Source organism: Novipirellula methanifontis, from assembly GCF_052161655.1.
In the GTDB taxonomy this organism is placed as follows: Bacteria; Planctomycetota; Planctomycetia; order Pirellulales; family Pirellulaceae; genus Novipirellula.
Genome location: NZ_CP197418.1, coordinates 1,341,065 through 1,363,922, shown reverse-complemented (window position 1 = coordinate 1,363,922; position 22,858 = coordinate 1,341,065). Strand labels below are relative to the sequence as shown.

Annotated in this window: 21 protein-coding genes; 8 read left to right on the top strand and 13 right to left on the bottom strand. The window is 52.2% G+C overall.

The features are described 5' to 3' along the window. Positions 1–57 precede the first annotated feature (57 nt). A complete protein-coding gene (locus tag SH528x_RS04765; RefSeq protein WP_442509384.1) occupies positions 58–1,599 on the bottom strand; it encodes an ATP-binding protein in 1,542 nt (513 codons plus the stop codon). 209 nt (positions 1,600–1,808) lie between these two features. On the opposite strand from SH528x_RS04765, the gene SH528x_RS04760 reads away from it, so the two are divergent. The 3 genes from SH528x_RS04760 (at position 1,809) to SH528x_RS04750 (ending at position 5,756) form a co-directional block, all read left to right on the top strand. Beyond that, positions 1,809–2,945, top strand: a complete 1,137-nt coding sequence (locus SH528x_RS04760) for a sensor histidine kinase (RefSeq protein ID WP_442509383.1) — start codon at positions 1,809–1,811, stop codon at positions 2,943–2,945. 184 nt (positions 2,946–3,129) lie between these two features. Then, positions 3,130–4,563: a sigma-54-dependent transcriptional regulator gene (locus SH528x_RS04755; protein ID WP_442509382.1), complete on the top strand. Its 1,434-nt coding sequence runs from the start codon at positions 3,130–3,132 to the stop codon at positions 4,561–4,563. Between the two features lie 239 nt (positions 4,564–4,802). Continuing rightward, complete coding sequence (locus SH528x_RS04750; protein WP_442509381.1) at positions 4,803–5,756, top strand: universal stress protein; 954 nt, start codon at positions 4,803–4,805, stop codon at positions 5,754–5,756. On the opposite strand, the gene SH528x_RS04745 is transcribed toward SH528x_RS04750, so the two are convergent. Then, positions 5,691–6,179, bottom strand: coding sequence for a CBS domain-containing protein (locus SH528x_RS04745; protein ID WP_442509380.1), 489 nt, complete (start codon positions 6,177–6,179; stop codon positions 5,691–5,693). The genes SH528x_RS04750 and SH528x_RS04745 overlap by 66 nt on opposite strands. A gap of 524 nt (positions 6,180–6,703) precedes the next feature. Here SH528x_RS04745 and SH528x_RS04740 point away from each other — a divergent pair. Genes SH528x_RS04740 through SH528x_RS04730 form a run of 3 tightly spaced genes read left to right on the top strand, consistent with a single transcriptional unit; the run spans position 6,704 to position 8,174 of the window. After that, the gene (locus SH528x_RS04740) at positions 6,704–6,868 is read left to right on the top strand and encodes a hypothetical protein (protein WP_442509379.1); all 165 of its coding nucleotides are present in this window, start codon (positions 6,704–6,706) and stop codon (positions 6,866–6,868) included. Next, positions 6,865–7,065 (top strand): hypothetical protein, encoded by a 201-nt coding sequence (locus SH528x_RS04735; RefSeq protein ID WP_442509378.1) that lies wholly within the window; start codon positions 6,865–6,867, stop codon positions 7,063–7,065. The genes SH528x_RS04740 and SH528x_RS04735 overlap by 4 nt, the downstream gene beginning before the upstream one ends. Further along, positions 7,062–8,174: a 4Fe-4S dicluster domain-containing protein gene (locus SH528x_RS04730; protein ID WP_442509377.1), complete on the top strand. Its 1,113-nt coding sequence runs from the start codon at positions 7,062–7,064 to the stop codon at positions 8,172–8,174. Before SH528x_RS04735 ends, SH528x_RS04730 begins: the two co-directional genes overlap by 4 nt. Positions 8,175–8,424: 250 nt before the next feature. On the opposite strand, the gene SH528x_RS04725 is transcribed toward SH528x_RS04730, so the two are convergent. From SH528x_RS04725 to SH528x_RS04710, 4 genes are all read right to left on the bottom strand, one after another. After that, entirely contained in the window at positions 8,425–9,438 is a 1,014-nt protein-coding gene (locus SH528x_RS04725; protein WP_442509376.1) for a dihydroorotate dehydrogenase, read from the bottom strand. 90 nt (positions 9,439–9,528) lie between these two features. Then, on the bottom strand, positions 9,529–10,470 hold the full coding sequence (locus SH528x_RS04720; RefSeq protein ID WP_442509375.1) for a universal stress protein: 942 nt from the start codon (positions 10,468–10,470) through the stop codon (positions 9,529–9,531). A gap of 38 nt (positions 10,471–10,508) precedes the next feature. After that, positions 10,509–11,426 (bottom strand): universal stress protein, encoded by a 918-nt coding sequence (locus SH528x_RS04715; RefSeq protein WP_442509374.1) that lies wholly within the window; start codon positions 11,424–11,426, stop codon positions 10,509–10,511. A gap of 328 nt (positions 11,427–11,754) precedes the next feature. Next, on the bottom strand, positions 11,755–14,559 hold the full coding sequence (locus tag SH528x_RS04710; protein ID WP_442509373.1) for a PAS domain S-box protein: 2,805 nt from the start codon (positions 14,557–14,559) through the stop codon (positions 11,755–11,757). Positions 14,560–15,394: 835 nt separating this feature from the next. Between SH528x_RS04710 and SH528x_RS04705 the strand changes: the two genes are divergently transcribed. After that, positions 15,395–16,495 (top strand): diguanylate cyclase, encoded by a 1,101-nt coding sequence (locus SH528x_RS04705; protein ID WP_442509372.1) that lies wholly within the window; start codon positions 15,395–15,397, stop codon positions 16,493–16,495. 16 nt (positions 16,496–16,511) lie between these two features. Here the strand turns inward: SH528x_RS04705 and SH528x_RS04700 are convergent, their stop codons facing one another. After that, positions 16,512–17,459, bottom strand: a complete 948-nt coding sequence (locus tag SH528x_RS04700; RefSeq protein WP_442509371.1) for a PP2C family protein-serine/threonine phosphatase — start codon at positions 17,457–17,459, stop codon at positions 16,512–16,514. Positions 17,460–17,680: 221 nt separating this feature from the next. Here SH528x_RS04700 and SH528x_RS04695 point away from each other — a divergent pair, with 221 nt between their 5' ends. Further along, entirely contained in the window at positions 17,681–17,896 is a 216-nt protein-coding gene (locus SH528x_RS04695; RefSeq protein ID WP_442509370.1) for a hypothetical protein, read from the top strand. A gap of 55 nt (positions 17,897–17,951) precedes the next feature. On the opposite strand, the gene SH528x_RS04690 is transcribed toward SH528x_RS04695, so the two are convergent. From SH528x_RS04690 to hypE, 6 genes are all read right to left on the bottom strand, one after another. Then, a complete protein-coding gene (locus SH528x_RS04690; protein ID WP_442509369.1) occupies positions 17,952–19,310 on the bottom strand; it encodes a dihydrolipoyl dehydrogenase family protein in 1,359 nt (452 codons plus the stop codon). After that, positions 19,307–19,822, bottom strand: coding sequence for a carboxymuconolactone decarboxylase family protein (locus SH528x_RS04685; RefSeq protein WP_442509368.1), 516 nt, complete (start codon positions 19,820–19,822; stop codon positions 19,307–19,309). Before SH528x_RS04685 ends, SH528x_RS04690 begins: the two co-directional genes overlap by 4 nt. A gap of 221 nt (positions 19,823–20,043) precedes the next feature. After that, positions 20,044–20,760 carry a hydrogenase nickel incorporation protein HypB gene (gene hypB / locus SH528x_RS04680; RefSeq protein ID WP_442509367.1) on the bottom strand — a complete coding sequence of 239 codons (717 nt, stop codon included), beginning with the start codon at positions 20,758–20,760 and terminating at the stop codon, positions 20,044–20,046. Further along, positions 20,757–21,119 carry a hydrogenase maturation nickel metallochaperone HypA/HybF gene (locus SH528x_RS04675; protein WP_442509366.1) on the bottom strand — a complete coding sequence of 121 codons (363 nt, stop codon included), beginning with the start codon at positions 21,117–21,119 and terminating at the stop codon, positions 20,757–20,759. The genes hypB and SH528x_RS04675 overlap by 4 nt, the downstream gene beginning before the upstream one ends. Before the next feature lie 143 nt (positions 21,120–21,262). Beyond that, positions 21,263–21,568 (bottom strand): hypothetical protein, encoded by a 306-nt coding sequence (locus tag SH528x_RS04670; RefSeq protein WP_442509365.1) that lies wholly within the window; start codon positions 21,566–21,568, stop codon positions 21,263–21,265. 195 nt (positions 21,569–21,763) lie between these two features. After that, on the bottom strand, positions 21,764–22,855 hold the full coding sequence (gene hypE, locus SH528x_RS04665; protein ID WP_442509364.1) for a hydrogenase expression/formation protein HypE: 1,092 nt from the start codon (positions 22,853–22,855) through the stop codon (positions 21,764–21,766). Positions 22,856–22,858 lie beyond the last annotated feature (3 nt).

Below are 22,858 nucleotides of genomic sequence, written 5' to 3'. Positions count from 1 at the left end.
GCAGTGAATTAATTTGCAGCGACACGTTCGTACGCAGCGACACACGCCGGAGCGGACTTATTCGGACGATGCGAGTTGAGAAGGATGGGATATGTCACTGCTAGCCTGACGCGGCATACGAATCACAACACATGCACCGGAGGAGCAGGGCTGGACCAGGATCGTGCCGCCATGAGCTTCAACAATACGTTGGCAAATGGACATTCCCAGCCCCGTGCCTGTTCGCTTGGTTGTGTAAAACGGCTCAAACAACTTTTGCTGCTGCTGGGGATTGAAACCGGGGCCATTATCGGTGACTCTGATTTCCACCTCGTCATCCTCGCTGCAAAAATCGATCTGAATTCGCACAGGATCGTGGCAAGCTGCGAGCGAATTTTCGAACAAATTGCGAAAAACCTGCTCCATACGGACCGCATCGATTTCGATTTTCAAATTTTCGGAATCGCACGATGCGATCAATGTTGCATCACGTCCTTGTCGCGTGGCGGCGATGTCGCCCCAGGCACGATGCCAAACATGGTCAAGCGAAGTTGCATGATAATGCACGTGAATGGGTGCCGCGAAAGAACGCACCTCTTCAAGCAGACATTGCAAATCGCTGCTTGCTCGTTGAATCGCATGCAGGTCATCTTCGGCGTTTTTGTTTCCTGCCACTTCCAACGAAAGTACATCCGCCGCTGCTTTGATTCGCTGCAACGCATTGCGACTTTCGTGGCTCAGAGCCGTCATCGTTTGCCCGATCGCGGCAAGTCTCTCCGACCGCAACGCCCGTACTTGGGCAGCCACGAGATCACTAACGTCGACCCCGACTGCCAACACAGCCTCCGCCGCTCCGGTGGCATCTTTCAGCGTGGTATTGGACCAGCGAATACGGTGACGACGCCCGTCGGTGGCCAACACATCGTTCACGACGCCACGGGTATGCTCGAGATGCGACGTCGCAATAAAGACCTCTTTAATCCGCACACGCTCGTGTTCAGGGATACAGTGTTCGAACCAATCCTGCCCCCGCAACTCATCCTGCGTCCAACCGGTCAACTGGTGAAAAAACGGGTTAAAGCGAATGACGGTGCCATCGAGACCAAGGACCAAGACGATCGCTTCGACGGTCTTGAGTACCTCGTTGGTAAAATAATGCTCTTCGGCCAACTCCGCTTGCAAACGTTTCTTTTCCGCGATTCGCTTGACAATCGAGCGGATATCATCGGGGATAATCGGTTTGATCACATAGTCGGTCACCCCCAACCGCAGCGCCGCAATCGTGCTCTGCATATCGCCGAAACCGGTCACCACGATGATGTCCGCCTCGACTGAGTTTTCTTTTACTTCGGGGAGAAACTCTTCAATCATCCCCTCGGGCAGACGTCGGTCGGTGATTACCAACCCAATGTTGCCATTCTTTGCGATGGCCTTTGATTCGTTAAACGAAGCAGCCACCACCACCTCGTGACCGTCGAGCTCAAGGATGTCGCGCAGGTTGGCCCGCGTATCGGGGTTGTCCTCGATGATAAGGATTCGAAACGGTTGGTCCATCGAATGACGATCAAGGCGTGGCGATTTCTCTGGCAGCCCACAAATGGTTGCTCTTGCGACAATCATACCGAATCGTTGTAGAGCGGGTCTAGTTGTTGACCGCCTTCAACCGGTGACGCGACAATTTAGTTTGATTTTCTTCGCCCTAAATTCATAAAAACCGATTCAAAGCCTGGAAAACGAGCTTTTTGCGGAAAGAAGTTTGCGACCGAGTCTGCATTCGGCATTCAGGTTGCTAGTGAGTTGGTTCTTCACTCACTAGGCGAGAGCGACTGATGACGAAAACCCAATCTCAGCTGTTGGCTGACACACCGCTGGTTCGCCGGCTCTTGCAGAGCTCTCCTGCCGCCGCCGCTGTTATCGATAGCGATGGTATCGTGCTTTTTGCAAATGAAAAACTAACTCAATTATTAGGTTATTCCCAGGACGAACTCTCGGGCCACTCGGCGAACCTATTTTTCGCAGGCCCCAAAAACTGTCTCTTTCAAGCACAGGGGGCGCGCTGTGGGTCACAATCTGAGCGAGAAAAATTGGATGGCGAACGCACCTTCGTCATCCGATGTAAGAATCAAAAGGAACTTACAGTGAACATCACATTACAACCTATCACCGGATCTAACGAGTCTCCCTTTCTTGCCCATTTCGTCGGCTCCAACAAGCCGCAGATGGACCCTAAATTACTGCAGTCCGAACGTCTCGCAGCAATCGCTCAAATGGCGAGTGGATTAGCTCACGAAAGCCGAAATGCGCTGCAACGTGCGATGGCATGCTTGGATCTGCTGGAACTTGACCTGCAAAACGATCCCGAACAAATGAATCTTTCTCAAGGCATCCGCGATTCGCTCGCCGATCTGATGGGGAATTACGAAGAGGTACGCCGCTACGCCGAACCGATCACCATTAAACCGCAACGCGTTTGCTTGTTACATATTTGCCAGGTCGCATTTGATGAAATTGCTGTCCGACATGACTACTTTCCCCATCAGCTCCGATTTTCACGTGCGAGCGAGCAATCCGATGTGGTGCACGTCGATCGAGAGAAAATGAAACTGGTGTGTCACCATCTGATCGTAAACGCCCTTGATGCGAGCCGCGAAGTCGCGGAAATCGATGTCCACTGTGAACGCGTTCGGCGAAGCGATGATGACGCGGTCAAATTGACTTTCCACGATCACGGCCATGGTTTCGACGCCGAGACGCTACCCCTCGTTTTTGAACCCTTTTACACCACGAAACAACATGGAACGGGGCTGGGATTGGCGATTTGTCGGCGTATCGTCGAAGCCCATCGAGGCACACTCGAAGCAGTCAACCATGACGACGGAGGTGCGGTGATTGAAATGACAATGGCTGTCGATCGGGATCACGCGTCATCACCCGCTGATTCAAAATTTCTTTTCCCGCTGAATTGATCCTTCCCAAAAGAACGCAAGTGCGCCATAACGCACACTTCTTGATGTGACAATCCGCACATAAATTGTGTTGAAACGCGGTTTTCTGCGTGAAATAGCGATTGGAACGATGTTCGCATGATTGCCGCTAACGCGACTCTCGCTCTTAGCTCGTTCCACCGCAATTACTTTTGGGTCTCTGACGATGTCTCACACTCCTATCAAGCTGCTACTGGTCGACGACGAAGATGATTATCGCCGCAGTTGTATGAAGTACATGGAGCGTAAGGGGCACGTCGTACAAGAGGCCGCGAGCGGCGCCCAGGCGATGATGTTGCTGGAGCGAGACACGTTTGACGTTGCGGTTTTGGATATCGACATGCCAGGCATGAACGGTCTGGAATTGATGCAGCGGATTTGTGAAGCAAAGATCAATCTCGAAGTGGTCTTTCTCACAGGGCACGGCAGCATCGAGACGGCCGTTTCGGCGATGAAGCTTGGTGCATGCGATTATTTGACCAAACCCTGCTCGCTCGGCGATCTCGAGCATCGTTGTCTACTCGCACGCGATCGCAACCGACTTCGCAAAGAGAACATCCAGCTGAAGGAGATCGTGTCACGCTCGACACCGAAGCAAAATTTGATCGGTGAATCGTCCGCGATGCGCGACGTGGTGCGAATGATTGAGAAAGTCGCACCGACGGGGAAGCCGGTGTTGATCGAAGGCGAGAGCGGCACTGGCAAAGAGGTGGTGGCGCGTTCGATTCAAGAGCGCAGTCTGCTGGCCGACAAGCCTTTTGTCACGATCAATTGTGCTGCGTTACCTGAAAATCTTGTCGAGAGCGAACTGTTTGGCCACCAAAAAGGCTCTTTCACGGGCGCTTCCTCCGAAAAGCTCGGACTCTTTGAAATCGCCGATGGAGGAACGTTATTCATTGACGAGGTTGGCGAACTGCCACTGTCGCTGCAACCCAAACTATTGCGTGTTCTCGAAGACGGTTCGCTGCGAAGGATTGGTTCCCATCTCGAGCGAAAAGTCAAAGTCCGGATCATTGCTGCGACCAATCGTGATCTGACGCAAGCTGTGAAAGAGGGTTCGTTCCGCGAGGACTTGTTTTACCGCATCAACGTCTTGTCCCTCACACTTCCACCGCTCCGCCAACGCGAAGGAGATGTGGGACTTTTGGTCGACCACTTGTTACCCCAGGGATGGTCGATCGACTCCGACGCACGCGATGTCTTGTTACGCTATCCATGGCCGGGCAACGTGCGTCAACTGATCAATGTGATCGAACGAGCCACCATCCTTGCGGATCATCACGAAATCACGCTGGATGATCTGCCGGGGGAAATCTCACACCCAAGCAATTCAGTGAACAGCACGAGCGACGGAGATTACAGCGAATCTAGCCATTCGCTTCACTCGCACTATGTCGTCGGATCACCGGATGTGAAAGTGGACGATCTGGTGAAGACGCACGTGCTGGAGGTGCTTTCTAAAGAGAAGGGAAACAAAGCACGTACGGCGAGAAAACTGGGTATCCACCGCCGTAAACTCTATCGATTGCTCGAACGTTACACGCAACCGACGTGTGCCGAGGAACCAGAACATTCGGTAAGCGGATCGGTACTGAACTAGATTCCAGCGACTCGCGTCGCGAACACGAGAATCGAGAGTAGGGCGACGGCGATCACGACTGCCCAGAAGATTTTTTCGTGCGGAGTGTCTTTCCATTTGGTTCGGCGCATCGTTCTGACTCCGGTGGATAGAGCAACAGGTTCGTTTTCGAAAATTAAAATGCACGTTACGTGCCAACCCATCTAGCAATGGGGCCAACGGTCAAGAATGATTTCTTATTAAACCGAGGGGAAAGTTTGATGCGAGTCTTAGCGGCAGTGGACCGATCCGCTTATTCAAGCTACGCACTGGATTGTTTGAAGCGGATGCCTTGTCATGACGAGGTGGATGTGTCGCTCGTGACCGTATCACCTCGGGTCCCCGAATACGATCTCAGTGGCACGATGTTCGCCATGGACGCCGCTAGCGTGATGCAACGTGAAATCGAGGCAATCCGGGAATCGCTGAACGAGATGGCCGCGTTCGCTCGCAACGAGTTCCGCTCGATCGAAACGCTATCGCCGATCGGTCCCCCGGGACATGAAATCGTTCGTTTGGCGAGAGAGAAACGTGTCGATTTGGTATTGATGGGAGCCACCGGGCATTCCGCACTTGCGCGAGTGTTGTTGGGCAGTGTGTCTGACTACGTTGCGACGCATGCCGACTGCTCGACGTTAGTCGTTCGACCGCAAGGGAATCAAGTACCGGATCCCAACATCGCTTCTCCGGCACCTTCACGCGTGTTGATTGCAATTAGCAACGCGGAAAACGACGTCGATTTAACGTCATGGATTACTCGTTTTGGTTTGTCGACGACGACGGAGATTCACTTGATCTACGTCGAACAAATCCTGCATTTCTATGATCAGGAGTTGTTCCATCAGGCATCGAAGTATCGCGAGGATCTGCGACCGATCGCCATCGAAACGATCGACAAGATCAAGGCGGAACTGCAATCCAAAGGTTTCACCACTCATTCAAAAACGATCGAGTCGAATCATATCGGACACGGCATACTGGAATATGCGGAACAGCAAAAATGCGATCTGATCATTACGGGCGACCAACGTGAAACGTTAATACAGCGGCTATTTCTAGGCAGCAACTCACGACACGTGCTGAGACATGCTCATTGCAGTGTCTTGATTTCACGGACTAGCGTCGACGCCTCCACCGCCGCGGGCGACCAAGCGGACAAAGTCACTCGCGGATAACATTCCCAGCAGTTTCTTGTTCTTCGTCACTGCCAAGTGGTGGAACCCGTCGTCGACCATCTGTTTCGCCGCATCGTACATGGTGGTTTCGGGTTGTACCGACGCCACATTTTCACTCATCACCTCGGTGACTTTGTCGGTGCCAAACCGCCGCTGGATCAATTCCACGGCCCACAAACAATCTTCGAAATGAGGGTAGTCGCTGTCGAGCAATTGATCCGTGGAAAGTACCACGCCCGCGAGGTCACTTCGCGTGACGATCCCGACAACGTTTCCCTCTGCATCGACCACGGGGATCGAAGAAAAGTTGCCCGTCTTCATCAACTCCAAAACGTCGCGGACCGTCGAATCACGTTTGACCGCCGAGATCGATTTTGACATCCAATTACCAACCGCTTCGTCACAACTTGCGAATTTTGTCATCGCATGCTCCTTGGTTTAATGGGAATTCAACGGAGTGCGTTTACAAGAAATTGCCGCTAACTTGTCGAAATCCGTCATGCCAAACTCAATCTGCCGATCTGCCGAGGGTGGCACTTCGTTTCAAAGGCAAAGTCCGTACCATCACTGAAAAAGCCTCGCCTGAATGGGTCCCCTAAAATATGTGCGTGGCTCCCAATGGGTGCTAATTCCAGATAGGGTGATTCCGGTTCATTGACTCTATTGGGGAGATGATCCCATGGGCATGACGAACTGGCACGACGATGTGACGTAGTGCACACTTATCGCGACTGTGTGGTGCCAAGAAACCCCGAGCCAATCTGATCAGTCGATCTACTGAACCGCTTTGTCGGCAAGTAATACCTTTATTCTACCCTGGTGTGATCTTGAACGTTTGCATTTGAGCGTTCGATTGTCGTAACCGATCTGACTTGGCATTCGCTTTGCGTTTAACCATTCCGTTGAGTTCCATTTCTCTGATTGCTTACTCACGGAGATTTTTATCGATGAGCCAGGAAAATCTCGACACCATCGGAATCGACAGCGACGGTTCGCCATTTTTGGTTGAACCGCTGGCAGCTTTAGCATCGCTGGAGACTTGTTCCGCTCAGCATTCGCTATTTCGTGAAGGCGAAGTCCATGGTCCGCCCTACTGGGCGATCAACGAATGACCGCAACGGCGGTGGCCACGCTCGATACAACGTTGATTTCATTTGATGCAGATGCGCTGTCGCAGCTTTGCGAACAAAACCACGACATCGGTTACAAGGTGATGTTCACGATCGCCAAATCGCTTTCGAAACGATTGGTGGCGACTCGGTTGCAACTGCTCGATCTGTTCCACCAACCGCAGGGTGCCTCCGAATGAACGAGTCTGGCAAACGCGTGATGTGGTGGTTACCACGGAACGACTTACAACAACTGATCGACACACTGCATCGCCGAGGATACCGGGTAATCGGCCCCACAGTGCGAAACTCCGCGATCATTTACGACACCCTCAACCATGTCGATCAACTGCCCACGGGATGGACCGACACCCAGTCCCCGGCCACCTACCAGATTCAAAACACGCATAGCGAGCGGCAATTCTATTTCAACTCGAGTCCCGATTCGTGGAAAAAATTTCTTTATCCTGCTCGTCAAGAGCTAAGCGGGGCGAAGCTCACCGACGACGGCTGGCAATTCTCTCACAAGATCGAAGATCCCGAAAAAATAGCGTTATTCGGTGTACGCGGCTGCGATCTGAGTGCGATCGAAATCCAGGACCGAGTTTTTCTACAAGGCGACTTTGTTGACCCTATTTACTTGCGGCGACGGGAATCGGCCTTGATCATTGCGGTGCAATGTTCCACTGCCGCTGCAACATGCTTTTGCACTTCGATGAACACCGGCCCCCACTGCACCACCGGATTCGACATCGCCCTGACCGAAACCGACGCTGGCTATTGTGTTGAAACAGGAAGCGAACGAGGCACAAGTATCGTTGCCGAACTGGGCCTTGCAACGGCCGACGCGGATCAAAAAGAACTTGCCGCGAACGAGCTCAAAAATGCCAAACAAGCGATCACAAAGCGACTCGACACGACCAACATTCATGACGATTTACTGGACAACCTGGAACACCCACACTGGGACGAGGTTGCCAAGCGTTGTTTGTCGTGTGCCAATTGCACCATGGTTTGCCCAACGTGCTTTTGCTCAACCGTCGATGAAGTCAGTGACTTGGACCAGAGCGATGTGACACGCGTCCGTCAATGGGATTCGTGTTTCAACCTTGACTTCAGTTACACCGCAGGCGGCACGGTTCGCAATGATGTCCGCAGCCGTTATCGACAATGGTTGACGCATAAGCTTGCGACTTGGCAAGATCAATTCGACACGATGGGCTGCACGGGCTGCGGGCGATGTATCACGTGGTGTCCGGTGGGAATTGATTTGACCCAAGAGGTTGCCGCGATTCGCGTAAGCAGATAGGCAGGAATCATTGGGTGAAATCCCGTTAACCGTTTGGGTGCTAGCCCTGGCTCAGCGCCGGAACCGTGGCTAGCGCCAAAACGGCCAATTTACTGAAAGACTCTTGCCTAACTGCTTAACAAACGGGAAGTAAAGGGCGGGCTCTCGTGTGAGGCCACAGACGCCAATCGATGAATCCCACCGTCGCGATCTGCAATACATCGGGCACTAGGAACTTAACGAACGCTGGCAATTTGACAAAAAACGGGCTTCAATCATCGACGGGATTAGGAGGAACGATGTTGAGCCTTGCCGAAAGCGCAGCGACGTAGTGTACACGTTCTTCCTCGTGGGCGAATTCGATCGGACGACGTATCTGAAGATCAATTAGCGAACTGAATTTGTTTCGTTTTAGAAACTCAACCAGCCCGTCCAATAGCTTCACGATCACATCGGGGCCGGACCGGTACAGCTCACTTGTCACCATCGCAACATCGGCCCCCGCCAACAGAACCTTGATCACATCCTCGCTGCTGGCGATTCCCCCACTCGCTGCGATCGACATCGCAGGGCAATGCGAATGCACACGCATGATCGGATCAATTAGATGGATTGCGGATCCTGGGGTGGTCAGGCTCCAAGTCGATTGCAGCTTCAAATTCTCAAGGCAAATATCGGTGTCCGGCCCGCGACCATACAACACAAAACCACTGGCGCCAGAACAAACGCGTCGAGCAAGGTGAGGTAAGCTTACGCCAACACGCTCGATCTTGATGAACAACGGAATCGAGATTGCCTGATCAATTTCCTCGATCGCTGCCACGATGGAATCTTCGATTTCTCCTGACCCCGCATGCTCATTCACCGGCGGGTGATGGACATTCAATTCGATGGCTGCCGCATCCGCTTCTTGTAATTCGCCAGCGTAGTCAAGCCAACCGTTTGCCGCGTATCCGTTCATACTCGCGATGACGGGAATGTCTAATTGCGAAGTCGCTCGTTTGAGTAACGCCAAGTAGCTGTCGGCATCCTTACAGGCCGATCGAATTTTCAAACGCTCACTTCGAGCGAGCAACGCTTTTTCACGGTGGGTGATCGGACGCCCCATTTTCTGAGTCCACTCGATCACCTGTTCTTCAAAAACAGAGGGTAGTACGACCGCGCCGGCTCCCGCCGCCTGCAGTCTCGCTCGCATGTGATCATCCGTCGCCAATGGGCAGGCCCCCACAACAATCGGTGTTCGTAGCATCAGCCCGCCGTAGTTGGTCGATAGATCAATACTCATGGAAGCACTCGATTGATTAGCAGAGGAATACAAAACGAAATAGGAACACCAACAATTGGCCGTCGCGCAGCGTACGGAGTTTTTGATGTGTCAAACGCTGGTTGCGACTTGAATCGGTGAAACAAAACCTGCGGGTTTAATTGCGAGCATGGAGCAGCCAAGTTCGGAAAAGATGGTATCGGCAGTACTGCCCACCAGCATCCCGGACACCCCGGTTCGACACACAGTCCCCATCACCATCAAATCGGCTTCAATCGTGTCGGCAACACTGCGAACGACTTCGGATGGATCGCCTCGATGCAAGTGAATCTGGACATCTTGGCCGTCAGAACCAACGGTAGAAATCAGTTCATCCAATGTGTGTCGTACTTTGGCTTGCTGAAGTGTCACCATTTGATCGACGGTTTCGTCTCCCATCCGCTTACGCAACGGACCTTCCATCCACAATCCCCAAGCAGCGACAAGATGCAATTGAGCCTGTTCCGCTTGTGAGATCGACGATGCGAGTTTGAGAATATCGTGATTGAGATTCCGATGAACATCGTCGTCCGCGTCCAAGTCGATCGCGGCCAACACTCGATCGAATGCTCCATGAATTTCCGGCTTCAACAACCAAACCGGACATGGACACATCCGCAGCAGCGATCGTGCCACACTTCCAAACGCGCAACCAGGAGCGGAAAGACCATCAGCGTTTTTGATCACCAAGTCGATGTTGGCCAAAATCACTTGACGGATAATTTCGGTTGCGGGGTCACCGGTAGCGACCACCAATTCAATCGGAACCGCCGTGTCCGCGTATTCAGCCAACCGTGCCAGCAGTGCATGTTCGTGGTCATTGACCATCATGACCTGCAGTTCGTCGGACGCCGTCGTGTTGTCGACCATGGCGATCCCTTTGGGGATTGGCTTGATTACATCCATGATCGTTAACGACGCATCATTACGGATCGCCAAACTAACCGCCCGCGACAGAGCCGCTTCGTTGGAATCCGTTCCGATGTAGCACAAGATTCGTTTGAAACGTTTCATGAAGACCGCTCAGTTCGATGTTGATTCGTGACCCTGTTTTACACAAATGCCGTCGGTGAATTCGCTAGCACGGGTTCGTCTTCCCGCACTTGATGGTTACGCGCTATCCAAACACTACACTCGGCGTGACGCAAGACATACCGCGAAGTACTGCCCAACAAAAAGCGACTCATTCCATTGCGTGGTTTTTCGCCGACAATCACCATGTCAATGGCATGTTGTTCAGCAAACGTCACGATTCCTTCTCCCACATGTTCATTCTCGACCAAGTGGGTTTGCGTTTGGGGTGCCACTACCAATAGTTGATCGTTGGCGTGATTCAAATTCTCGTGGTATTGCCGGACGATTTGAGAATCCTCTGGCAGCAGACCAAAAAAATCATGCAAGTACGAGGCGATCGACAGCACATGGAATTCAGTATCGCTCCGCCAAGCAATCTCGGCCATCTCTTGCAATCCTGATCGCGCAGACGCGTCGACTCCATACGCCAAACAGACTCGAAACCCTTGGTCATATCCGTGTCGTTCTGATCCTCGCACCACTAAGACACTGCAATGAGCATGGGTCGCCACGTGATCACTGACGCTGCCCAACAACACCCGACTGATTTGCGAGCGACCTTTGGCGCCGACGACAATCAGATCCGCGTCGATCTGCTTGGCGACTTCGATGATCGTTTCATTCGCACATCCACTTTCAATCCGATGTCGAATCGAAAAGCTTGTACCATCAAACATCGGCTGAATTTTGCGAAATGTTTCCACCGCAAATTCACGGTCTTGACCACACGCTTTTTCAAACACTCCGAGCATCGGATCATCATCGTGAACCAGCGGAAGCTGAACCACGCTCAGAACGGTCACGTCCCAACGATTTCGATGTGGTAAATACGAAACCCATCTTGCAGCTTCGTTCGAAACTTCCGAACCATCTACGGCGAGCAGGACCTTTTGCATCAGCGGTCTCCTTGGCTTGGCTACATTTAGCAAGCAACTAGAGTGCCAACGAATGACGATCGACGACGAGCTCGATTGGGATGCGTCCTAAGCAGGTCAATATGAGTCATACCACATATTGATCTGAGCCGACGGCGCTAGCCGCGGGCATATTTCCTACAATATTGACGCTCACCGCGGCTAGCGCCGTCGGCTCACGAAAGGATCGACGTTTCACCGGTATATAACGAACAGCCTGCTTAGCTACATTTGTGTTGTCGCCACAGCCACTGAGTGTGCAGATTGCCACACATCAGTGAGACATAGCGGACACACCAAACATCAGGAGTCAGTTCCGTGGTAAGGGATACATCGGCACGCGTTGCGCATCATGAAGTCGTTTGAACGTCAACGTAAACCAAAACTCTGAACCCACACCCTCTTTGCTGCGTCCCCCCATGGTGCCGCCCATCAGCTCGACGAGCCCTTTGCTGATCGAAAGCCCCAGCCCAGGGCCGCCATAGCGGCGACTGGTTGAGCTGTCCATCTGTGAGAACGCTTGGAACAAGCGATGGATGCGATCTTGAGGAATCCCAATCCCGGTATCGGTGATCGAAAACCGGATGGTCGTCTCGCTATCAGTCAACTGCTGTGGCTCGGCAAGCAGCGTGACTTCGCCTCGATCGGTGAATTTGATTGCGTTGCCAATCAGATTCACCAGCACTTGGCGCAAACGGTTGCTGTCGCCGGACAATATCAATGTCGAAGGGTGATCTAAATGGTAAAGTAAATCGATCTGCTTGCCGGCCAAACGCATTGGCATCAATGCCATGATATCATCGAGCAGTTCCAGCAAATCGAAACGATGCTGATCCAATTCCAGATGTCCTGCCTCGATTTTCGAGAAATCCAGGATGTCGTTGATCAACGTCATCAATGCTTTGCCACTCGATTGGCATGCGTTGACAAATCGTTGTTGCCGAGCATCGAGTCCCGTTTCGGCAAGCAACTCGGTCATTCCGATCACCCCGTTTAACGGTGTGCGCAGCTCATGACTCATCGCAGCAAGAAACTCGCTTTTGGCCAAGTTGGCCTTTTCAGCAACACGTTTTGCCGATTGCAATTTTGCATGGGATTCTTTTTGCGCCGTTGCATTCAGTACGAAACAGAGCGTCAGATCGTCTTCCTCATCAATCTGGGTAGCGCCAATCACGACAGGCACACGCGTTCCGTCTTTACGAATCAACTCTTTCTCATAAGGTTTGACGGCGCCGGTAGCCAGCAGTTCCGTCGTTGCCTGTTCGTCACGAGGCAGGTATTCGTTGGGGGTCATTTCTCGCCAATCCAGTACCCCCTTTTCTAATTCAGCACGCGAACAACCGACGATGCGAAGCATTTCATCATTGGCCTGTACGACTTCGCCATCGAGGTGAACCATCGCAATCCCAACAATGTCCGATCGCAAGAATCGCTCGAAGCGTTGTTGCTGTTGCCGCATAGCGATTTCGGCATTCTTTCGCTCGGAGATATTGACCTGCGTCCCAATAAACTGAGTCAATTTACCTTGTTCGTCAAAGACGGGATCGATCGTCAAATCAATCCAATATTTCTCGCCCGACTTGTTGTAATTGATAATTTCTACCGCGACGCTTTCAGCACGTTTCACCGTTTCGTTGATCAAATTAATTGTGCTGGGATCGGTCTCGGGGCCTTTCAATAAATTGCTAGGATATTGCCCTAACACTTCCTCCAAGGTGTAGCCGGTCAAGTGTGTAAACGCATCGTTCACCCACTCGATTCGCCCTTCGGAATCACAGATCACCACCGAATGTTTGGTCTTACTTGCGACCAACGACAGCTTGCGGATTTGCGAGGTATAGTCACGCAGTTTTTCATCGGCGTCTTTTCGCTGCTGAATATCCTCAACCACCGCGATAAAGTGTTTGGGGTTGCCCGTCACATCACGCACCAACGAGACCGTCAGCTTTCCCCAAACCTGACTTCCGTCCTTGCGGAGATAGCGTTTTTCCACTGAATAGGAATCAATGCGCCCGTCGAGCAGAAACTGCACTTTATCCAAGTCGGCATTCAGATCATCCGGGTGCGTGAGATCTTGAAACGTAAACTGCAACAACTCTTCGCTGCTATATCCCAAAATGTCGCAAAGTCCTTTATTGACACATAACCATTGACCGATGGGTGATACATGAGCAATCCCCATCGCGACCTGTTCGAATGTGCTTTGAAAGTTGTTCTGACTCTCCCAGACCGCGTCATCTTGAAGTTGCTGTTGTGTGAAGTCGAGACAAACGCCAACAAATCGTTCTGGCTTGGCGTTAGTGCCATAAACAACCGTCCCCTTGGCACGGACGTAATGAGTAGTCCCATCACGATGCAACACACGATATTGGGTGTCGTAACGACATCCGGTGCGAAGACTTTCATTGACAAGCTTGGAGACCCGGTCGCGATCGTCGGGATGAAGTGCTGCGACGAATAGCTCGAAGTCGATTTTCACATCGGGATCGACCCCTAAGATCTGACGCGTTGTGCTGTCCCAGGTAAACGTATCGGTATTGAGATCCCATTCCCAGATGCCGACACATCCCGCTTCTAACGCTAAACTGAGCCGCTCTTTACCCCGCTGTAACTGCTTGGTGAGCAGCGCGGCCGAGGGAATTTTTAGAGCGGCCGGCGTCACGCGAACGAGCATCAGTACAGTGGCCCAAGAGATCACCGCCGAGCAAGCCTTCATCAATCCTGACAACCGATATACCGGCCACCAAAAGATTCCAGCTTCGATCAGATGCGTGATGCCACAGGAAAGAATGAATGCGGCAAACAACCAAATCACTCGGGGAAAAGGCAAGTCGCGACGATGAAGCAAAAACCCCATCAATACAAGGGGAATGGCAAAGTAGGCGCCGAAGATCGCGATATCCGAAACGATGTGTAGCCACCCCACATCGGACGACCATGTGCCACAGTACCAACGCGCTGGAAAATCGCGGGTGTCAACCAGTTTCGAGAAAAACGTGGCGACGCCCTCGGCGCGAAATTCACGCTCACCGCCTGCAGCGATGGCGATCGTCCAGCAATCACCATCGCTGCAGCAACTCGCGAGGGAACCTGAATCACCAGAGGTGGGGGACATGTCCGCAGCATTCGCTCGAGAAGCCAGCAACAACAGGACGCAGACCGCCCCGACCAAGACGTTCGTATTCGATATGCAGCGATCTTCATTTGATTTGACGACGCCAAATCGCAGACACGAACTCACAGCTTGCCCCCCGCGAGAATTCCGAATAGTTTCAAAACGCCCCCGCCTAACGAGCTGAGAAACGCTAAAAGAACTTAGGTTGCAATTTGTAGAGACCAACAAAACAGGCGGGTTTCCGCACTGAATCGACAGATAAGACAATGGATTCCAGGCTAACCCCTTCGGGTTCACGCAAGCAATTTCGGTTGAGGAAATAACTTAGTCCTCTCACAGATCACCGTGGGCAACGAACGTCACGCGTCAGACGACTTCACTCGAAACACGCCAAGCCCCTTCCGCAGGGGGACACCCTCACATATCTCAATCCATTTCTTAATCAAAAATTCATCTTCGATGATGATCCAAACTTTTGCTGAATGTACGATTCTTCCGATCGTGAAGTGGCAAGGCCGTTTTCTAAAGCTGCCGTACCGTTGCAGACGACAAAACGTCGAGAGCGACGAGGAGTGAGGTGAGATTTAATCCGAAGGCGGTTCGGCTGCGGCGGTCGTCGCCCTCACCCCTCAGACTGAGGGCTTACTGTTGTTGTCCCCTTAATCGCATCATGATTAAATACAGCCATCACCTTCATCTGCGGAGGAGTCTGAGCCGCAAACACACTGGGTACCGGCTCGGGGAATCACCGAGCACGTCGTCTTTGCGGTGACAGACACAGTGAAATTTTGAGTGAATACCTTAGCAACATGTTTATTTTCAAGAGTTTTATTGCGTGACATCCGAATCATCCGCCACTGAGTCAGCCCCGAACTTCGACCACGCCTTAACGATTGCTAAAAAGGCTCTCCAATTCGTAGGCCGATTCCAAACACCGCCAACTCCTAATGTCTATGAAGTTTGGTATCGATATGCAGAAGGGCGAAGTCCTGAGATCCGTGAGCAGCTAAGCTGTGCGGTCGATGAAGCCAAGACGGTATCGACGCAGCAGCTTGAAGCGTTGCATCGACAATTTTGCCAACCGTCCCACGCAGAACTAAGCACCCAGATCAGCACCCAATTAGAAGCAGAGCTTCAGGAATTAGTGGTGGCGATCGATCGCCAGATGCATGCCGGGGAAGAACTCGGACATTCGATCGACCACGCGAATCGAGATTTGACGGCGGCGAATATCACGCCCGAAAAGATAAAAGCCTGTGTCACCGAAATCATCGCAAGCAATGCGACGATGCAATCTCAGTTGGATTCGATGAAGGCCCAATTGAAACAGTCGCAAGGGCAAATCAATCACCTGCAAAAAGAACTCGTTGCGTCTCAGCGGTCGACCATGACGGACCCGTTGACCGGAGTCGGCAATCGTCGATGTTTTGACGCACTGATGGAAACTGCAATCCGTAGCCTGGGAACAGACACGAAAGGTGAAGCAGCACTGATTTTGGTGGATCTTGATGGGTTCAAGAAGGTCAACGACAGCCTTGGCCACTCGGTCGGCGACAGCTTGTTAAAATTCATCGCCGCGAAAATTCAGTCCGTCGAAGGTAATGCCACCGTGGCTCGCTATGGAGGTGATGAGTTTGGCGTTTTTTTGCGAGTGACTTCAGCAGGCGAAGCGTTGCAATACGCTGAAGCCATCCGAAGTTCACTGTCCACTCATCGCTTTAAACATCAGGCGAGCGGCCAATCGTTGCACCAAATCACGGCTTCGTTCGGTGTTGCGATCTTGCGAAGTAACGACACGCGAAAAAGCTGGTTCGACCGAGCCGACAAACTGCTCTATTGCGCAAAAGATAACGGACGCAATTGCGTGCGTGCCGAACGTCAACTCAATCGAGTTGCATCGGCAAGCGAAAACGAGGAATGGTCCCCCGGAAGTTAGCGTGTGTGACACGGTCCTATTTGATCGCCACTGCCTCGTTCTTCCCTGCCTCGTTTTTCGTTGCCTCGACGGACTCATCCACGTCCGGGATCAACACTTCAAGGGCTGCTTCTTTTTCTTGAATCGGCCGTGTTTCGCGAAAGCGACAGGCGACGATGGTAGCATTGTCGCTGCCCCCCGCATCGTTGGCCTCTTGAATCGCCTGGTTGCATGCGTTCTCAAGTGGGCGGTCGCTTGCAATCAGTTCAGCGATTCGTTTGCGGTTGACATATTGGGTCAACCCATCGGTACACAACACTATCGCATCACCGATTTGCAACTGATGAGAAGCCGCATCGGGATGCGGTTCGTCTTTTCCCCCCAACATATTCCACAACAAATGCGTCATCGGTTGTTCGCTATCGGAATGAAGTTCATCGGAATTACGATGTCCCAAAATGGATGAGGAACGGGTGTGATCTCGGGTCAATTGCTTGATCCCACCACCCCGAAGCAGATAACAGCGGCTATCGCCGACATGAACCAGAAACATTCGCGGCCACGCGATGTAGGCCATTGTCAATGTGGACCCCATTCCTTGCCGGTGAGGAGCCAAGGCCACATCACGCTCAATTAACTGTTGGCAATTCCGCAACCCCGCTTTCAAATGCTTTTGAAAGTCCTCTATTTTGTGGATATCCTCATGAAGCAGATACCAACTAAGTGTGTTCAGCACGTAGTCGACGATCCCGTCCAATGCCAATTGGCTTGCTCGTTCGCCGGATTCGTGTCCTCCCATGCCATCAGCAACCAATAGCAATCGGCCCTGCGTCTCGCCGAACAAACGAGTACGGTGGTCTAACGCCAAGCTTGTCGAGTGGACTCGCATCGACTTGCAAAGATCCGAAATCATAAAGTGATCTTCGTTCTTATCGCGTTTGCGTCCGATATCGGTCGTGCCAAAGATTTCCATTTGACCGTGCATTGAGTTAATCCGTTAGATGAGACAAAAGCGTGTTGTTTGAGAGCTGCCGAGATGAATGAACGATATCAATAGTAAAGCGGACTACATCCGTTGGGCTTGGCCAAAACAAGCAAAGTCTGTGCCAGACCATCGGCCCTCGGCACGGCAATTGCATTGAATTAGCGGAGAGCAAACTGAGGATGTTTGCTGATCGCCAAATTTCGTTGACAGGAGAAAACGCAATGCGTGTCTTAATCGTAGTAGTAATTCTTGCACTGATCATGGTACTGGTGGGTTGGCTACGCGTGAGTTCACCCTCGGGCAATCCCACGATCCAAGTCGATACCGAAAAAGTAAAAGAGGACACATCGGCCCTGGTTGAAAAGTCAAAACAGGCTGTGGACCGAACAGCCGAAAAAGTAGACGCGAGTATCGATCGTGAGCCTGTTGAGCAATAGGCCGAGGCAGTCGTCCTCTCGCGTACCAAGATTGATTGCGTTAGCGAGACGACGTTTAGACCATACGACGAACATCCGATGCAAATGTGGGGAATACGAAAAGCGTCGATTTAATATCGGTTGCGGTTAGACCAAATTTCATTGCCATCGCAAACAGATTGATCGTTTCTTCGGCGGCGGGCCCGAGCAGATGAGCACCGAGTATCAAGTCGGTCTGTTTGTCAATAAGGATCTTGTAACCTGCACATCGCTGGCCGGTTTTGCGAACCGATCCCCACGACGAGGTGTCTTCATGGTGAACATCCACGTCGTGAGATTGACGCGCCTCGGCCTCGGACATCCCCACGGCCGCGATCGAGGGAACCGTGAACGCAACCCGCGGAATGTGCCCATACTCGGGTTGTTGGGAAGGCTGTGACGCGAATAGATTCTTCACCACAATTCTCGCTTCTTCATTTGCAGTGGGTGTCAGCTGGGGTTTTCCAGTGTCAGCACAATCGCCCGCTGCGAAAACACGTGGATTGCTGACACTTCGCAAAGACGCATCGACTTTGATTCCCTTGTCCCCGAACTCGACTTCACCGGCTGGCAAATCGAGACCATCGATGTTCGGAACGCGGCCCGCACCATGGATCACTAAGTCCGTCTCGACGGAAACGGTTTGATCCGCCTTTTTGTATTTCACCACAAACGATTGATCCTTGCGTTGCTCAATCGCGGTCACCTCGGATTGGGTATGAATCTCGATACCATGCTCCGCACAATAACCGCTTAGTTGCGAAACGAGATCCGCGTCAAACGTGCTTAATATCTGATCGCCCTGTTGCAGAACCGTGACTCGTGATCCGTAGCGAGCCACGACACAGGCAAATTCCATCGAGATATAACCGCCCCCAATAAACACCACGCGTTTGGGAATTTCGGACAGTTTAAGAAAATCGTCGCTCTGAACCACATGCGACTCACCCGGGATGCCCAGAGGACGCGGACGTGCTCCGGCACCAATAAAGATCCGTTCCGACGTGAGCGAGTGTTGCCGGACACGAACCGTATCGGGCGCGACAAACGAAGCGGTTCCGGAAAAGGTCTCGATTCCTTTTTCGCGGTATGAGGCTTCGCTTTTCTCAATCACCGGATCGGTAAAGGTCTTCTTGAATCGAAGCAGCTGCTGCCAATCGATTTTGACTTGCTGATAGTCGACCAACTTGCCCTGTCCGCCGACGACACGATCGATCAAATCCGCCGCGTTGACGTAGACCTTTTTGGGATTACATCCACGGATGGCACACGTACCGCCAAATTCGCGTTCCTCGATCACAGCCACTCGCTTTCCCTCGGCACGCGATTTCTTGGCGACGGTCGAAGCGGACGGTCCTGTCCCAATCACGATTAGGTCGAAATGAGTTTCACTCATGGTAGCTGGATGTCCAATCCATGGTTGAAGCGATTGGTAAAGTTCGCAAGCGCCACGGTCGCAGCCAAGGTGACCAATTGTCTCTCGTCCAAAAACTCTTTCAATTTTGCGACGGTTCCAGGATCAACTTGCGCCGTCTTGGTGAGTTGCTCGGCATAAAACAACACCGTCTTCTCTTGATCGTCGAACGCCTCACTGGTGGCATAGCTCTCGATCTCATTGATCTGAGCATCTGAGGCTCCTGCCTTCTTTGCCGCTTGTTTGTGGTAGTGCGCACAGTACTCGCACCCGTTAACTTGCGACGACTTGAAGTAGGCGAGCTCGCGAAGTTTGTCAGGTAGATCGTTCTGGATCCCATCATTGATCTGGGTGACTCCACCGAGCACATCCGGTTGATAGGCCAACGTGTTAAAAATGTTTAGCGACTGACCAAACTTCTTCTCGATCGCCTTCAAGATAGGCTGCGAATCCGCTGGCGCATTGGATTGATCAAGAGGTTTAACGTAAGGCATGAGGGGTCCCCAGAAGGTAGCAATTCGAATGAATGAACAGCGGGAACACGTCCCGTCTGGTTTGCTACATAGGGCAATTGATGTGCCAAGGTTTGACGTCGATTTTCGTCCCCATTCGGTCGACTACACACCGAAAGATTGGTCGATGCGGCACCATCTTGAACCACAAACGACCGACGCGATAACAATCGCTATCGACTTTGGTAGCGGCACGGTTAGTCTCAAAGTTGATGGCATTGGGAAGACGCGGTTCGGCATGCTTCCAAGCAGCTGAGCCACTTGTCCATCTGTGCTCCCGACTTGGCAGACAATTCCAAAATCTCCATCCCCGGACGCACCGCTTGGATATTTTGGTGAGCCGCCGCAGCATCAAATTCAACCACTTCGGCCAAATCGGTTTTGGTGATCACAGCAATGTCGGCGGTGTTAAAGATGGTGGGATACTTCAGCGGTTTGTCTTCGCCTTCGGTGGTGGAAAACAGCACTAAACGAAGATCCTCTCCTAAGTCATAGGTGGCTGGACAAACCAAGTTGCCAACGTTCTCAATAAACAAATAGTCGAGCTCATCGAGCTGCCAACCTTCGATTGCCTTCTCCACCATTTCTGCTTCTAAATGACAAACCGTGCCGGTGGTAATTTGCCGCACGGGAACTTCGGCCCTCGCGAGGCGTGCGGCGTCGTTTTCAGTTGCCAGATCGCCAACAAGGGCTGCCACGCGATAATCCCGCTGGCGCATCATGGCCAACGTTCGCTCTAAGAACATGGTTTTGCCCGAACCCGGGCTGGAAACCAAACTGACCACAAATACGTGGTTATCGTGAAAGCGTTGTCGCAGCCGCCGAGCCACAACATCGTTTTGTTTCAGTATTTTGGTACGGACCTGGACGAGTCTTGTCGAGTGAGCGTCGGGCGGATGGTTTGTGGGGCGATCGGTCATTGCGTTAGCTCCAAAGGTTCCAATTCCATCGCGACCACCTCTAATTCGCAGCCTTCTGTGATTTCAGGCGAGAGTGTTCCACACACACTGCAACACAGGCACTGAATGGAATCCGCTAACTGTTCGCACTCGCACTTGGGACAACGAACCTTCACCAGCACATCCTCGATCTTCAATTCTGCATTCGCCAGCAGCGTCTCTTCGCGAGCGATCTCGAACGCGGACAGCAACGCTTCGATCACGACCCCCGACATGCGGCCGATCTTTAGATGCACGGCGATCACACCGGCGTCGCCTCGCGAATGTGATTCTTCGCAGGCGATGTCGATGATGCTCAATGCGATGGAGAGTTCGTGCATGGCGTGTTCGTACTTCCAAAACCATTATCGTCCAGGAAAACATTCCCTATTCCGGCAACGAGAGTGCGGTTTCCAGAAGGTAGCGTGGACAATGCATTCAAGATCCCCTCCGTTTGATTGCGACGGCGAATCTCCGCAATTCCCTAATTTGGATCCAACGGTTCAACTTCTTCGAGATGGTAAAAGAAACGATGTCCCGGTTGACGCGACATGCCAGAATCACGTCCGGGATCGTCATCCATCACCAAGGCGAGATGCACCTTGTCTTCAAAGTCCTGCTCGATCTCTTCGATGATCGCAATTTTCCCAGACAGGATGATATCCGCTCCGTCACCCTCTTTCTTGGGCCAAACGCGGACTCGATCGCCTACACGCAAATCGCGACCACAAAAGCTGACGCATTTAGGGTGCGGCCGACCTTCGAGTCGATTCCAATCTTCTTCTTTCATCACATCGTCCTTTTGATAATAGGTGTAATAAAGATACAGCTTTTTGAATTTTCACTCCATAGACATCTTTGCTGCCCATGGACTCAAGTCACTCGCATAACACCGCGTCAGCAATTTCCTTAATTCGCTCATAACGCAGTTCCCTCGTTTATATCGTGCAATATCTTGAAAACGTGGTGGTTCAGTTGCACGTCATTAGCAAATCCTCGGCAATTGCTCACCGGCCAACATCGTCACCACGCGTTGGCCACCGATCAGACTTCGCATCACCACCATTCCCGCATGGTCCGCCACCACGTTACCAATCACCGCGGCATCTCGGCCCAGCGGATGCTGCTTCATCACCGCCAAAAGTGACAGGCAATCATGTTCAGGGACCACCACAACCAATTTGCCTTCATTGGCTACATACATCGGATCCAGCCCGAGCATCTCGCATGCAGAATGCACCTCCGCGCGAACCGGTATCGAAGCTTCGTCCAGTGAAATCCCTACTTTCGATGCCGCCGCCAATTCATTCAGCGTGCTCGAGACACCACCGCGAGTTGGGTCACGCATCACGCGAATGGACGGACATGCGTCCAACATCGTTCGCGTTAAATCATTCAGCGGCGCGGTATCGCTTTGCAGCGACGTTTCAAACTCAATGCCCTCGCGAGTCGACATGATCGCTATCCCATGGTCCCCGATGGTTCCCGAGACAATGATTTTGTCTCCAGGCTGAGCGTTGTGAATCGATAATTCACGATCTGTCGAGTGCAGCCCGATCCCCGTTGTCGTGATAAACACCTCGTCGCCTTTGCCCCGGTCGACCACTTTGGTATCGCCGGTGACCAACGTCACCCCGGCTTCATCGCACGCTTGACGCATCGAGACAACGATCCGTTGCAACGATTCGATCGCAAATCCCTCTTCTAAAATGAAGGCCGCCGATAGGTACAGCGGCGTGGCACCAGCGACCGCTAGATCGTTGACAGTTCCGTGAACCGCCAATTTGCCAATATCACCACCGGGAAAAAATAGCGGTTTGACCACAAACGAATCGGTCGTAAAGGCAATTCGTGTCCCTAATCGTTTATTATCCCGGCAGTCGTCTTGCGTGCCAAGCGAGAGCGTAGCGGAATCTTCCAACGACAAGAGCACATCGTTTCCGAGTTCCGCCAGAAACACACGCTGGATCAGATCCGAACTCAACTTGCCGCCACTGCCATGCCCTAGAAGCACACGCTCGTATTGGCTACGAGGTGTCGGGCATGTCATTCGGTCAAAGTCGGCAACGTGCGTCATGGT

Excerpts from the sequence above, each read along its gene's own strand:
- hypE (WP_442509364.1), bottom strand. The coding sequence starts at position 22,855 with ATGACGCACGTTGCCGACTTTGACCGAATGACATGCCCGACACCTCGT.
- SH528x_RS04730 (WP_442509377.1), top strand. The coding sequence starts at position 7,062 with ATGAACGAGTCTGGCAAACGCGTGATGTGGTGGTTACCACGGAACGAC.
- SH528x_RS04765 (WP_442509384.1), bottom strand. The coding sequence starts at position 1,599 with ATGATTGTCGCAAGAGCAACCATTTGTGGGCTGCCAGAGAAATCGCCA.
- SH528x_RS04720 (WP_442509375.1), bottom strand. The coding sequence starts at position 10,470 with ATGAAACGTTTCAAACGAATCTTGTGCTACATCGGAACGGATTCCAAC.
- SH528x_RS04675 (WP_442509366.1), bottom strand. The coding sequence starts at position 21,119 with ATGCACGAACTCTCCATCGCATTGAGCATCATCGACATCGCCTGCGAA.
- SH528x_RS04700 (WP_442509371.1), bottom strand. The coding sequence starts at position 17,459 with ATGCACGGTCAAATGGAAATCTTTGGCACGACCGATATCGGACGCAAA.
- SH528x_RS04745 (WP_442509380.1), bottom strand. The coding sequence starts at position 6,179 with ATGACAAAATTCGCAAGTTGTGACGAAGCGGTTGGTAATTGGATGTCA.
- SH528x_RS04750 (WP_442509381.1), top strand. The coding sequence starts at position 4,803 with ATGCGAGTCTTAGCGGCAGTGGACCGATCCGCTTATTCAAGCTACGCA.
- SH528x_RS04710 (WP_442509373.1), bottom strand. The coding sequence starts at position 14,559 with ATGTCCCCCACCTCTGGTGATTCAGGTTCCCTCGCGAGTTGCTGCAGC.
- SH528x_RS04725 (WP_442509376.1), bottom strand. The coding sequence starts at position 9,438 with ATGAGTATTGATCTATCGACCAACTACGGCGGGCTGATGCTACGAACA.
- SH528x_RS04685 (WP_442509368.1), bottom strand. The coding sequence starts at position 19,822 with ATGCCTTACGTTAAACCTCTTGATCAATCCAATGCGCCAGCGGATTCG.
- hypB (WP_442509367.1), bottom strand. The coding sequence starts at position 20,760 with ATGACCGATCGCCCCACAAACCATCCGCCCGACGCTCACTCGACAAGA.
- SH528x_RS04740 (WP_442509379.1), top strand. The coding sequence starts at position 6,704 with ATGAGCCAGGAAAATCTCGACACCATCGGAATCGACAGCGACGGTTCG.
- SH528x_RS04670 (WP_442509365.1), bottom strand. The coding sequence starts at position 21,568 with ATGAAAGAAGAAGATTGGAATCGACTCGAAGGTCGGCCGCACCCTAAA.
- SH528x_RS04735 (WP_442509378.1), top strand. The coding sequence starts at position 6,865 with ATGACCGCAACGGCGGTGGCCACGCTCGATACAACGTTGATTTCATTT.
- SH528x_RS04715 (WP_442509374.1), bottom strand. The coding sequence starts at position 11,426 with ATGCAAAAGGTCCTGCTCGCCGTAGATGGTTCGGAAGTTTCGAACGAA.
- SH528x_RS04760 (WP_442509383.1), top strand. The coding sequence starts at position 1,809 with ATGACGAAAACCCAATCTCAGCTGTTGGCTGACACACCGCTGGTTCGC.
- SH528x_RS04695 (WP_442509370.1), top strand. The coding sequence starts at position 17,681 with ATGCGTGTCTTAATCGTAGTAGTAATTCTTGCACTGATCATGGTACTG.
- SH528x_RS04690 (WP_442509369.1), bottom strand. The coding sequence starts at position 19,310 with ATGAGTGAAACTCATTTCGACCTAATCGTGATTGGGACAGGACCGTCC.
- SH528x_RS04755 (WP_442509382.1), top strand. The coding sequence starts at position 3,130 with ATGTCTCACACTCCTATCAAGCTGCTACTGGTCGACGACGAAGATGAT.